Source organism: Pseudoruminococcus sp. (genome assembly GCF_047012705.1).
Lineage (GTDB): Bacteria > Bacillota > Clostridia > Oscillospirales > Acutalibacteraceae > Pseudoruminococcus.
The window spans coordinates 38,108-50,357 of sequence record NZ_JBKXNW010000005.1 but is presented as its reverse complement, the minus strand read 5'-3'; the positions used below and the strand labels follow the sequence as shown (position 1 = coordinate 50,357).

Here is a 12,250-nt window from a genome sequence, read left to right as displayed (position 1 = left end):
CTGTGCGCCCTGCTGGGCGGCGCTTTCGTGACCTCCAACCGGGAATCGGGCGACGGGCGCTATGACATTCAGCTGAAGCCCACGCAAAAGGGACTTCCGGGCATCCTGATTGAGCTGAAAGCGGAGAAAAATTGCAGCGACGAAAAGCTGAAAAAGCTGTCCGAGACGGCCTTGCAGCAGATCAACGACAAGAAATACGAAACCGAGCTGACGACCGCCGGGGTTAGGACGATTTATAAATACGGCGTGGCCTTCAGCGGTAAAAAGGTTGAAGTGGCGGTTGGGTGAAAATTGAAAATAAACTGGGGCTGACAAACTCCGCCAATCTTGCCCGTGAAGAAGAACGCATCAGCAAGAAAAAGGCGGTAGAACTGTTTGAAAACGGCGTACTTGATACCTTGCCGACGGGTAAATTCTCGACTTTGCAGACGATTCACAAATATCTGTTTGAAGATATTTACAACTTTGCCGGTGAGCTGCGCACGGTGAATCTGGCGAAGGGCAATTTTCGCTTTGCACCGCTGATGTATCTCGAAGCGGCGCTGGCCAATATCGACAAGATGCCGCAGTCCACTTTTAATGAGATCATCGAAAAATATGCGGAAATGAATATTGCCCACCCCTTCCGGGAGGGCAATGGACGCAGCACCCGCATCTGGCTTGACCATATTCTGAAAACCGAAATTGGCAAGGTCGTGGACTGGAGCAGGGTGGATAAAGAGGATTATATCCTTGCAATGGAGCGCAGTCCCATCAAGGATGTGGAGATCAAGGTGTTGCTGAAGGCGGCACTGACCGGTGAGATTAACAGCCGTAAGGTCTATTTGAGTGGCATCGACCAAAGCTATTATTAAGAGGGACTCACGGCCTTCCGGGCAGGAGATTTGTAAAGCCCAAAGTATCAGCTTTCAGTTTCCAAAGTATCAATTTGATACTTTGGCGGAATCCCAAAGTGCCAACACGGCGGTTCCAAAGTGTCAAATTGGCACTTTGGGAATGATTGTAGACAGAACACGCTTCTAGGATCTGGTTGCATACTTCCCGATGCCGAGCAGCAAGAACTGATTTGAAACGTGGAAGAATTCAGTTATGGAGCTTATAAATAATATGACAAAGACTCTTAAAGACGATCTGTCTGTAGAGATCAAGCAAGGCAGCAAAGTGTCCATTGCAGCGGCCTGCTTCTCTATTGCTGCAGTGAAAAGCAATGCGCTGTGACTGATGATTGAATAGTTTCCTTTGAAAGAGAGAGGTTAGGAAATGGTAGATTTTGCTCCAGGTATGAGAACGATCATCCGAGATGAAGAATGGATGATTAAAAAGATTGAGACAAACAGTCTTGGTAATAAGACTTTATATTGCGTTGGTGTTTCTCCGCTGGTCAAGGATAGAGAAGCAATCTTTCTCGCTGATTTGGAGCAGATTCAAGTCGTTGATCCTGCTGAAGTGAAACTGGTTGCCGACTATTCTCCATTCTACAAAAGAGCGTTGCTATATTTGGAAAGTCAGTGGCGTCAGCAGATTCCTACCGATTCCAACTTACATATTGGTCATCGAGCAGCAATGGACTTGATGCCGTATCAGCTTGACCCCGCAAAATTGTCTTTGCAGAGGCCGAGACAGAGAATCCTTATAGCAGATACCGTTGGTCTTGGTAAAACACTGGAGGCGGGCATTTTGATGTCTGAGTAGATTGCCCGCGGTAAGGGAAAAAGAATACTGGTCGTTACTGTCAAGAGTATGATGACGCAGTTCCAAAAGGAAATGTGGAACCGCTTCACCATTCCTTTGGTGCGCCTTGATTCTAATCGTATCCAAAAGATTCGAGCCAACTTGCCGTCAAACTATAATCCGTTTTTCTATTATGATAAGACGATTATTTCTATTGACACGTTGAAACGTGATGTTGAATACCGCACTCATTTGGAAAATGCATATTGGGATATCATCGTTATCGATGAAGCGCAGAATGTTGCGGAACGCGGAGATCATCAGGCGCAACGTTCTCGTCTCGCCAAGTTGCTTGCAGATCGGAGTGATACGATGATTATGCTGTCTGCAACGCCTCATGACGGTCGGGCAAAGAGTTTTGCATCTTTGATGAATATGCTTGATCCTACTGCCATTGCAGATCCGGAAAACTATACGCCCAAAGATATAAAAGGACTGTGCATCCGTCGCTTCAAAAAAGATGTCAAAGACCAGGTCAGCGGCTCTTTCCTGGAAAGAAAAATCACACTTGAGCGTTGCCATGCCTCTGCTCAGGAAGAATATGCTTTTGATATTTTTGCAGAGATGCAGCTGGAAATGGATTTGGGCAAAACCAAGGGAACCGGCCAGTTGTTCAAGACCAGTCTGGAAAAATCTCTGTTCTCCAGTCCCGCTGCATGCATTAAGAGTATTGATGCGCGGCTGAAGAAACTTTATAAAAAATATACCGCAGATGACATCAAGGATATTCGCTTACTGGAAGAACTGAAAACCGCGCTGGAAGCAATTACGCCTGCCGGGTTTACGCGTTATCAAAAGCTGCTGGAACTCCTTCGCAGCAAGGAATACGGCTGGAACCCGGCAGATACTGGCGACCGTGTGGTCATTTTTACGGAACGTATTGAGACCATGAAGTATCTTGCCGAAAGACTTCGTCTGGATCTTGGCTTGAACGCAAATGCGATTCAAGAGATTTCCGGTGGGATGAGTGATGCTGAACAGCAGCATATCGTTGAAGACTTCGGTCGTACTGAATCACCGGTTCGTGTTTTGGTCGCATCTGACGTTGCTTCAGAAGGTTTGAACCTGCATTATTTAAGCCATCGGCTGATTCATTTTGATATACCGTGGTCTTTGATGGTGTTCCAGCAGAGGAATGGGCGTATTGACAGATATGGGCAGCAGAAACGTCCCGATATTCGCTATATGCTCATTGAGAGTGATAACAAGCGGATCAAGGGAGATATGCGCATTATCGAAATCCTGATTACGAAAGAAGAACAGGCGCTGAAGAATATTGGCGATCCCTCCTTGCTGTTGGGCAAATTTACGATTGAGGATGAAGAACTTGTTGTGGCAGAAGCGATTGAAGATGGTTCCAATGCTGATGCTTTTGAACAGACACTGGATGCAGGAGAGGACGATTTCGACCCGTTTGAAGCATTAATGGCGGCGGCTGGAGAAGCCGAGGCTGAAGAAGAAAAGAAATCCGAAATCGTAACAGATGAGACTTTGTTCTCTGATTTGGAATATCTGTATCAAGCGCTTATGTATCTCAATCAAACGGAAAGCCATCCTGTTGAAAGGCTGCAAACTGTTTCTGGCCTAGATATCAAAATGACACCGGATATGGAACGCCGTTTGAGAGCAGTTGTGCCGGAAGAAGCGCTTCCTCAGGGTGAAACGCTCCGCGTTTCTGATGACAAGGCATTCTGCATGGAACAGATGAGAAACAGTATGCAGAAGAATATGGATGAGTCCGCCTGGCCTACCACGCAATATCTCTGGAAGCTTCATCCGATTATGAGCTGGGTTAATAACAAGGCGAGTCTGTTGTTTAAGAGGAATGAAGCGCCTGTGATAGGAATTCCGGGCAAACTGATAGCCGGTGAGATTATCTTTATTGTCACCGGCAGTATACCGAACTTGAAGTCTACTCCTCTGGTTGACGAGTGGTTTGGTTTGCTGTACCAGAACGGTAAGTTTGTTAAGGTGATGTCTATGAATGAAGTGGTTCAGAAAGCAGGGCTCAGCAATTCCAAGATTCCTAACACCAACTGCATTACGGAATCTAAAATCTCCGATGCAGACGCATTGATGCAGGATGTGGTCGCCCATGCCAAGACATACTTGGATGAACACTATATGAGATATCAGACAGAAATGAGCCCGCTTTTGGATGAAGAAGTTGATAAGCTGATTGATCTTCAAGAGAAGCATAAAGAATACTACCAGCTGACTCTGTTTGAGCATGAGCGAAAGTTGAAAGAGCAGGAGCGCCGGGTAGATGAACTCTTTGATCAGTTTATGAGCTGGGTGAAAGAAACTTTGACAATACAGAACAACCCGTACATCAGAGTTGTATCTGTGCTGATGGGGGTATCGCAATGAGCATAGATTTAACAGGTATCACCAATAAAAACGAATACTATACCAACCATTATTTTTCCACTGTGTTTGAAGAAAACACGAGTGCTACTATCAGTGATTGGAATGCAGCTGCAAGAGAGTCCGAAGAAATCAAAACTCCCTGGTCGCTTCTGCGTCAGAACGCCCGACAGTATTATACGGCACATGATAAATTTGTCCGTTCTTCTGTAAACTTACAAGTGCTTGCAAATATCAAGGCACTTGCAGGTAACTATCTGAAATCGTTGGGCTATCCGGAAGCAAAGCCAGAAGTTGTGGCAGTGGACGATTCTCTGTCGGTTCCGGTTTATCTTGAAATGACAAAGAGCAATGGCGCACCATTGCTGTGGGTATTGTTATCAGCATCTAAAGAATCGGATGCGGGCATTATGGAGAGCTTTGTGTTCAATGCCGACGATGTGGACGACGATGCTGCCGGTACACTTTACAAGGGCATTTTGGGCGAGATGGCAAACGAGGACTTGGTTACAAAAATCCTCTTTGGCACAGCTGAACCTCCTCGTTTTATTATGCTAATTGGCATGAATCAGATCGCTCTTATCGACCGCAGCAAGTGGAACGAAAAGCGCTATCTTCAGTTTGAACTTGAGGAAATCTTTTCTCGACTGGAAAACACGACTTTGCAGGCAATGTCTGTCCTGCTTCATAAGGCTTCTCTTTGTCCTGATGACGGAAAAGTTCTGCTGGATGAGTTGGATGAACAGAGCCAGAAGAATGCTTCCGGCGTATCGCAAGACTTGAAGTACGCCCTCCGTGAAAGTATTGAATTGCTCGGTAACGAAGTCCTTTATGATATGAAGGCACGCCTTGGTCGTGATCTTGATGCAGACCCTGTAGATGCCGGACAGTTGACTTTAGAGTGTCTGCGCTATATGTATCGTATGCTGTTTGTGCTCTTTATTGAGTCCAGACCGGAACTTGGCTATGCACCGATCAAAGCACAGAGCTATTACTCTGGTTATTCTCTGGAGAGTCTGCGGGATATCGCCGACAACATTCGGGATGATGTTGGTGACGGATACTACCTGCATGAAACTCTGGCAAAGCTCTATGAATTGATTTATGACGGCTATCCGAAGACAGAAGATGAGCTACAAAAAGCAACAGGCTCCGACAGCTTGCATGATATGTTCCTGATTGCTCCGCTGAAGGCACATATCTTCGATCCGGAATATACCAAGATGATTACTGCGGCGAAGTTGCGCAACAGCTGTATGCTGCGTATTATTGATCTAATGAGTTTGACCAGAGCTACGGGCAGAAAAAATGGTCGCCGTGGTCGTATTTCCTATGCAAATTTGGGCATCAACCAGATGGGTGCAGTTTACGAAGCACTACTGTCTTACCGTGGGTTTATTGCAGAGCAGGACCTGTATGAAGTCAAGCGTAAGGGCGACACGTTCAATGAACTGGATGTAGGTTACTTTGTCTCCGAAAGTGAGCTGGAGCAGTATGACAAAGAGGAACGTGTCCGCTATGAGTCCGGCGAGAAAAAAGGCAAGCTTCGTATGTATGAAAAAGGCACTTTCATTTATCGTCTGGCAGGTAGAGAGCGTGAGAAATCTGCATCCTACTACACACCAGAGGTTTTGACCAAGTGCTTGGTTAAGTATGCTCTGAAGGAGCTTCTTGAGGGAAAAACTGCGGATGAAATTCTCAAGCTGACCATCTGCGATAAAACAGTAGCGGGATTGATACAAAAGAAAGAGCTGAAATCAGCGTAAACCGCTTGTTTTCAAGCCTTTTTTCTTTTGCGTATTTGGTATTTGGTGCTGTCCGGGTGGCTGCTGAAAAGCAGCTTAAGGTTTGGGTGCATAAATGAACGAACTAAAAGGAGGTTCGTGTAATTATATAGGGGTTCGTTCAAGGATTATACTGTATGGTAGTGTTAATTCAGGTACACAAGTGGAGATAAAAAGAATAATCTTAAAGATAAGAATCAAATTTTCACACAGAGTCAGATTAATAAAATTGGTATTTACGCAAAATTGTTGTGTGTCAACCATAGTATTTATAATCGAAAAAAAGAGAACATACGGATATATAACACACGGATATATTATATAACTATTAGTAACTGTTCTTTATTGATGTCATGATAAAGCGTACAGTTTTGTGCCTTGAATACTTTGACTATTTCCGAAAGCTCTCCGCCATCATCAAACAAATCCGAGATATTCTCAAAACGATTTAGCTTTTCAGGATAAAAAGCTAGCGTTTTTTTGTTGTCGAATACAGCCGTATATAATATTTCAGCCTCGACCAGATCCTGAAAAATATGACTGCCGTAGGATAATTCCGGATTATATCCTGCTCTGCTTTCCTCCATCTCACAGATAACATCAAACCCGCTGATATCCGAAAACATCGTAGGTACTCCGAGTTCCTTTGATGAAGTCCCTATCCTTCCGGGTACCATAAGCATAAGATGTTCCTCGGAACCCCGGAAATGCCAGTTGATCTTTCCTATCAGACGCGCAACGGCAGATTTATCATTATACGGCATATTGTAATACCCTATCGGATCAACATATACGATATAGTCAAGCTGCTCTGTTCTTGATAGTCCCATTGATGCACCCTTAGTGTGGAGCAGGATATGTTCATCTGTAATATTTTCGGGCATCGTGACCGTGTTATTTCCCTTAATCACCTGCAGCGGTCTGCACTGTAGGAGGTCTATAGTATATTCGCCGTCATCAGAAACATTGATCGTAAACTCTGTATCCACCGGATAATCATATTCAGATTGTATGCAAGCAAGCATCCGCCGCATACTCTCCATCAGCTTTTTATTCTTCACAAGACCCTGACAGGAAATAAATCTGATGTCACGATCTCTTCCCATTTCTCTGAGCCTTTGCTCTGCCTCGAAATCGTGCTCTAAAAGAATATTTCCAAGGTAGCGGGGAATTACGGGCAGCATTGTATCAAGGCTTACTCTTTCAAGATCATGCTTTGAGGTATTGATAACCTCAGCATTGCGCTGTGAGAATTTATGCTTGTCGGCAGCGGTCGAATATGGTGTTCTTTCAGGCATATCAAGGCTTACAAGTCTCGGATATGACCCTTCTGTCCTGTCAACGGCAGATGTTCCGAGCCCCATTACAAGTCTGAGCATACCTGTCCCCGGATCGGCAGTCTGTAAAAATCTGTAGGGACTATAGGAATAACCGACCCCTGCCGCACAGGGCATATAGTAGGAACCGTAATACGACCCCGAGACCCTTTGAACAAGGAGCGCCATCTGCTCGTCACGCTTGTCAAGTCCCCGTCTTTTTCTGTAATCAAGAGCAGAAAGCCCCATTGTGCTGGCATAAACGTTTTTTATTGCATTTTCAAATTCTGCAAGCCTGTCCTCATAGCTTCCTCTGTTTGCACAGAATACAGATTCGTATTTTCCGGCAAAAGCATTGCCGAAGCCGTCCTCAAGAATACTGCTGGAGCGAACTATATATGGATCCTGACCGTAGTATTCAATAATGTTTCCGAACTGCTCACGCATAACATCGGAAAACTTTCCGTTCAGAAGCAGCTCTCTGAATTCATCCGCAAGCCTGAAATAGCCTTCCTCGGTTCTCTGCTTTATCCTCATATCCCAGAAGCCGTTATCGACTATATATGTGTAGTAAACGTCCGATCCGATATAAAACGAATCATGCGGTTCAAGGGTATTGTTTATATCCGGCTCCCTGTTGCGGATAATAGCTCTGGACAGCAGCATTCCGCAAGCTTTTCCTCCTATCATTCCTGTACCTATCATATGGCTGCGGACTTCAAAATAATCCTCCGGGGTAAAATTCTTTTTTACCATCTGACGCATTTTTGAATCACGGGTCATCATGATATTGCAAATATATTCACATTCGTCTGATATGTCAGCTCCGGTGCTGTGTCTGATCTTTGCATTATTGAAAAAACGATCCCATGAATCTGTATTTCTGTCATCCGTTCCACGGCGCAGCTTTCCGAGTATATTATAAAATCTGCTCGATCTTACACCGTCAGTAACAGGACGGAATTTACCTGAGTTTGGCTCAAATATATGCGGAAGAAACATAGTATCAGAATTACGATTCCATACCTTTTCGGGACGAACGAAAATATCCTTTTCTCCCGTATAAACATCCAAAAACAGCTGAGTGGTGTCGATTATCTTATTAACGGAATGAACCGAGTGCTTGCCTCGGATAAGCGGAAAAAATGCGACTGTATCAAGCACAAAAAGGAACGGACAGGTCACTCTGAAAAAATTACCCATCATCAGGTCTGTTGCCCATGCGGTCTGCAATTCCGAAAGGCAGTCAAAAACATAAAAAGCATCCCTGCCTTCTCTTTCAATCGCATTATGTATCTCCACAGTGAAGTTTTCAAAGCGATGAGAAAGCGGTATCTCAATAGTTTTTACCTCCGGTATATCTGTAATGAACGGCTCGTGTGCTGCGAACCGGAAATAGATTATCTTTCGCTTATCCTTGACTGCCTGTCTGACATACGGCTCCATAAATAATCTGAATTCACTCAGGTCTGATACTCTCCATACAACATTATCACCCAGTCTGATATTGTCCAACGCTTTATCCATCTCCGGTATGCCTGATAGTATTCTGTCAAATGCTGCCATTTCAACTGCCTCCTTTACAAGTTTTCAACATGAATGTTCAATAAATGCTTTGAATATTTTGCGGCTGTCCTCGTCTGCCTTATAAGAAAATTCGGGATGCCATTGAACACCCCAGATGAATTTCTTTCGCGGCATATACACAGCTTCTATCAGCCCATCTTCTGCACGAGCCATACATTCCAGTACCGGAGATAAGTCTTTGATGCTCTGATGGTGATAACTGTTCACGGTAAGTATTTGCTTTTTAAGTAATTGCCCTAAAGGTGTATCCTGCACGATCATAACCTCATGAACTGGTTTTTCATACGGCGGCGTCTGGTGATGTGTTACTGAAGTTCCGGTTTCTAAAAGAATATCCTGATACAGAGTTCCGCCTGATGCAGCATTCATAAATTGGATACCTCTGCATATTCCAAGCAGAGGCTTGTCAAGCTCTACGGCTTTGTTCAGAACGATCGCATCCAGCTTGTCACGCAGCGTACAGGTGACGATATTATCATATCTTTTTCTTTCTCCGTAGATCATCGGGTCAACATCCTGTCCTCCTGTCAGGAGAAATCCGCTGCATATATCCAATGCCCGACAAAACACATCCTCGTTATCCGTAAACGGAAGCACCATCGGGATCCCACCTGCATCAATGATCCCGTTCATATATCCCGGCAGCATCCATATACTTTTCTTTTCTTCATCCCAAAGGGGCATGACACCGATAATGGGTTTCATATTCATCTGTTCTCCTTACTTTATGTCATTCATAACACCTGTCAGCGAACAGGCACCGAAGGCACTCCGGTCGGGATGATACGATACAGCGGAGTGTTGGAATATATTACCGGCTGTCCTGCATGGAAAAAGACAATACCGTTTACGGGTGATTTGATTTCTTCAAGGATTCTGCCTGTATACGGATCTGTTATCTCTGCAAGAATATCGCCTTTCCTTACCCTTGAATTGACTCCTGCACGGCGGATGAAAAAACCGGCTGTTTCATTTTTGACATTGACAAGCTCACTGCCCTCTATCAGTCGGGAAATATACCCCTCGTGGCAATCGTATTCAATGATATCATGTTTGTTAAGAAAATTCAGCACGGCGTTGACAGCCTCCGATGCACTGTCATCGTCAATGCTGTCTGTAGCATTGGTATATATGGAAAACGCTTTTGTTCCCCATATCTGCCAATTATAATTTAAAGTGGTGGTGTCATACGGCTTTGCTTTTCTGCGGTAAACATATGGCAATCCGAAATCCTTTGCAAGCTCTGTATCTTCAAAGCCTGTTTTCATCATTCTTACATGAGGGATAAAGCTGCCCTGCATATAAAAGCTTGCAAATTGTATGCCATATTCATAATCGCTGACATTGCTGAAAACACCATCGGCTATTCTTTGAGTTGTTTCACCAAGACAATAGCCCGGAAACATCCGGTTGATATCTGTATTGTCTGTTGACCAGAATCTTTTTCCGATATTCATGGAATGCGGATTAACACAGGGAATTACCATTATTGATTTTCCTTCCCTGATCTTTCCTGTTATTTCGAGCTGTTCAAAGACAGAGATCAGCTTTGAACATATATACACCTGTTGAATCTCATTTCCTCTTGTTGCACCGACAATGCAGACGGAATGTTCTCCGCTGCCGAAATAATAGCCCTTTACACGCATATTGTCCCTGTGGACCGAGCCAAGCTCAAACAGTACTTTTTCTTCCATCTGAAAAACCTCCCTTACGACAGTATTCTCGCAATCAGCGAGCCTTCGGAAACAATAGGATATTCACGCAGCGTAAAAACTATCCCATCCGTTTCCGAATGAATCGTTTCGTTGATTTCGCCCGTAAGGGGATCTAATATATCTCCGATATGATCTCCTTTTTTTACATTTTTCCAATGCTCAACGGCAGGAACAAATACTCCTGAGTTTCCTGCATTGATAAATGATACTTCTCCGTCCTCTGAGATGATAGGCTCTTTTGGTGTTATGATTTCACCGTTCCATATTCCCAGCTCCTTCATCAAAGAGAAAATACCGTCAACAAGCTGGTCGCCGTATTTTTTAGTAATACGCATACCAACTCCCATTTCAACAACAAGAGTCGGTGTGCCTATGACATTGAGCGAATAAGCAAGCGTGGATTCAAGAACCGTTGCGGCAGAATGTACCCATATATAATCCATATTCAGTTTCTTTGCAAGCGGTATGAGCGTTTCCTTTGACAGCTCATTGATCCTGACCTGCGGTATCTCTTCAAGAAAGATATTGCTTGCGTGGATATCTATGACCGCAGCACTGCCGCTGAGGTCACTGATTATTTTGGATGCGATATATTCCGGCATTGAACCGTTTTCCGAACCGGGAAACAGTCTGTTCATATCAAGATCAAATGCAGGTATGCCCCGGGTGATAGAATCTATTCCAAGAGGATTGAGCGCAGGATAGACGTCCACTATTCCTGTCAGTCTGCTGTAGTTTTCTTTTATTCTCCGTTGCAGTTCATAGCAGACATATTGTCCCTCGAGTTCATCTCCGTGTGTTCCCGTAACAATGCTTATACGCTTTTCATTTCCGCTGAGTCCGTTTTCAGGTACAAGGCGGTTTTTCTTTATCATCAAGCTTTCATCTATCGGCAGACCGACAGATGCCACTACCTGAACCATTATCATCATTCCTTTGCATGTATTTCTTCAACATTCACTTCTTCTTTCTGTGTCTGCATTCCGTTTCCGTAGAAATTGCCCTTGATTACAGGACAGTCACTTGAATCTCTACCGTAGGATACTTTTATATACTCATCATTGACCAGTTTGTTGTTTGTCGGGTCAAAGCCGTACCAGTAACCCCGGCAAAAAGCCTCTACCCAGGCATGGGACGCTCCCTCTCCGAGCATCATTCCCACAACATATCTTGCCGGAATATTCGCCATTCTGAGAAGAGAGATCATAATATGTGCAAAATCCTGACAAACTCCGCTTTTGAGACTAAGGGCATTTTCAGCCGCTTCATGTACTCCTGTCGCACCGGCGTCATATTTCAGAACCTCCGCAACAGCCTTCATTATTTTCATGGTTTTGTCATATGGTTCCGTGATTTCATTCAGACATAGGGATTTATGAAGTTTCCAGATGTTTATTCCGGGCATTGTCAGTCTGGTCTGCACTCCGAAAACTGTCGTACTGAAAGGACAGTAAGGATAAGATTCTGTGCTTATAAATTCCTCAAAAACATTCAGACCTGTATCGGCACAGCCGCTTATGGATATTTCAAATTTATCATGCGGCTTTTCGATCCTGCCGTACAGCTTCTTATTATGGAAAACATCATCGGTAATACTGAAGCAGGTATCGTAACCGGAGGAGATCTTCAGCTCCGTTATTTTTTGTCTTTCATTATCCTGCGGAATAAACATTACAGAAAAACTGTGGTTGTTAACTGCCTCGCTGTACGATGCAGTCAGATTATAATTAAAGACTAAATGTCTGAT

General features: G+C 44.2%; 11 protein-coding genes. 6 read left to right on the top strand and 5 right to left on the bottom strand.

The window, feature by feature from the left end; genetic code table 11:
• The 6 genes from ACLU24_RS06050 to ACLU24_RS06025 all read left to right on the top strand — a co-directional run.
• Window positions 1-288: PD-(D/E)XK nuclease domain-containing protein (locus ACLU24_RS06050; RefSeq protein ID WP_412611050.1), on the top strand; the 288-nt coding region annotated here is incomplete at its 5' end.
• A complete protein-coding gene (fic, locus tag ACLU24_RS06045; protein ID WP_412611049.1) occupies window positions 285-854 on the top strand; it encodes a protein adenylyltransferase Fic in 570 nt (189 codons plus the stop codon). The genes ACLU24_RS06050 and fic, both read left to right, overlap by 4 nt.
• A gap of 235 nt (window positions 855-1,089) precedes the next feature.
• The gene (locus ACLU24_RS06040; protein ID WP_412611048.1) at window positions 1,090-1,218 is read left to right on the top strand and encodes a phospholipase D-like domain-containing protein; all 129 of its coding nucleotides are present in this window, start codon (window positions 1,090-1,092) and stop codon (window positions 1,216-1,218) included.
• 42 nt (window positions 1,219-1,260) lie between these two features.
• The gene (locus tag ACLU24_RS06035) at window positions 1,261-1,692 is read left to right on the top strand and encodes a hypothetical protein (protein WP_412611046.1); all 432 of its coding nucleotides are present in this window, start codon (window positions 1,261-1,263) and stop codon (window positions 1,690-1,692) included.
• Window positions 1,693-4,101: a helicase-related protein gene (locus ACLU24_RS06030; RefSeq protein ID WP_412611325.1), complete on the top strand. Its 2,409-nt coding sequence runs from the start codon at window positions 1,693-1,695 to the stop codon at window positions 4,099-4,101. It abuts the gene before it with no gap.
• The gene (locus ACLU24_RS06025) at window positions 4,098-5,864 is read left to right on the top strand and encodes a hypothetical protein (RefSeq protein WP_412611045.1); all 1,767 of its coding nucleotides are present in this window, start codon (window positions 4,098-4,100) and stop codon (window positions 5,862-5,864) included. Before ACLU24_RS06030 ends, ACLU24_RS06025 begins: the two co-directional genes overlap by 4 nt.
• 335 nt (window positions 5,865-6,199) lie before the next feature.
• On the opposite strand, the gene ACLU24_RS06020 is transcribed toward ACLU24_RS06025, so the two are convergent.
• The 5 genes from ACLU24_RS06020 to ACLU24_RS06000 are packed head-to-tail and all read right to left on the bottom strand — an operon-like array spanning window position 6,200 to window position 12,175.
• On the bottom strand, window positions 6,200-8,764 hold the full coding sequence (locus ACLU24_RS06020; protein ID WP_412611043.1) for a PEP/pyruvate-binding domain-containing protein: 2,565 nt from the start codon (window positions 8,762-8,764) through the stop codon (window positions 6,200-6,202).
• Between the two features lie 24 nt (window positions 8,765-8,788).
• Window positions 8,789-9,496: a gamma-glutamyl-gamma-aminobutyrate hydrolase family protein gene (locus ACLU24_RS06015; RefSeq protein ID WP_412611042.1), complete on the bottom strand. Its 708-nt coding sequence runs from the start codon at window positions 9,494-9,496 to the stop codon at window positions 8,789-8,791.
• Window positions 9,497-9,531: 35 nt separating this feature from the next.
• A complete protein-coding gene (locus ACLU24_RS06010) occupies window positions 9,532-10,482 on the bottom strand; it encodes a M14 family metallopeptidase (RefSeq protein ID WP_412611040.1) in 951 nt (316 codons plus the stop codon).
• Between the two features lie 14 nt (window positions 10,483-10,496).
• On the bottom strand, window positions 10,497-11,426 hold the full coding sequence (locus ACLU24_RS06005) for a M14 family metallopeptidase (RefSeq protein ID WP_412611039.1): 930 nt from the start codon (window positions 11,424-11,426) through the stop codon (window positions 10,497-10,499).
• A 5-nt stretch (window positions 11,427-11,431) separates the two neighbouring features.
• Window positions 11,432-12,175, bottom strand: a complete 744-nt coding sequence (locus ACLU24_RS06000; RefSeq protein WP_412611037.1) for a transglutaminase-like domain-containing protein — start codon at window positions 12,173-12,175, stop codon at window positions 11,432-11,434.
• Window positions 12,176-12,250: the final 75 nt, after the last annotated feature.

Coding starts and splice junctions, on each gene's coding strand:
- ACLU24_RS06040 (WP_412611048.1), top strand. CDS start 1,090: ATGGAGCTTATAAATAATATGACAAAGACTCTTAAAGACGATCTGTCT.
- ACLU24_RS06035 (WP_412611046.1), top strand. CDS start 1,261: ATGGTAGATTTTGCTCCAGGTATGAGAACGATCATCCGAGATGAAGAA.
- ACLU24_RS06025 (WP_412611045.1), top strand. CDS start 4,098: ATGAGCATAGATTTAACAGGTATCACCAATAAAAACGAATACTATACC.
- ACLU24_RS06020 (WP_412611043.1), bottom strand. CDS start 8,764: ATGGCAGCATTTGACAGAATACTATCAGGCATACCGGAGATGGATAAA.
- ACLU24_RS06015 (WP_412611042.1), bottom strand. CDS start 9,496: ATGAATATGAAACCCATTATCGGTGTCATGCCCCTTTGGGATGAAGAA.
- ACLU24_RS06010 (WP_412611040.1), bottom strand. CDS start 10,482: ATGGAAGAAAAAGTACTGTTTGAGCTTGGCTCGGTCCACAGGGACAAT.
- ACLU24_RS06005 (WP_412611039.1), bottom strand. CDS start 11,426: ATGGTTCAGGTAGTGGCATCTGTCGGTCTGCCGATAGATGAAAGCTTG.
- ACLU24_RS06000 (WP_412611037.1), bottom strand. CDS start 12,175: ATGTTTATTCCGCAGGATAATGAAAGACAAAAAATAACGGAGCTGAAG.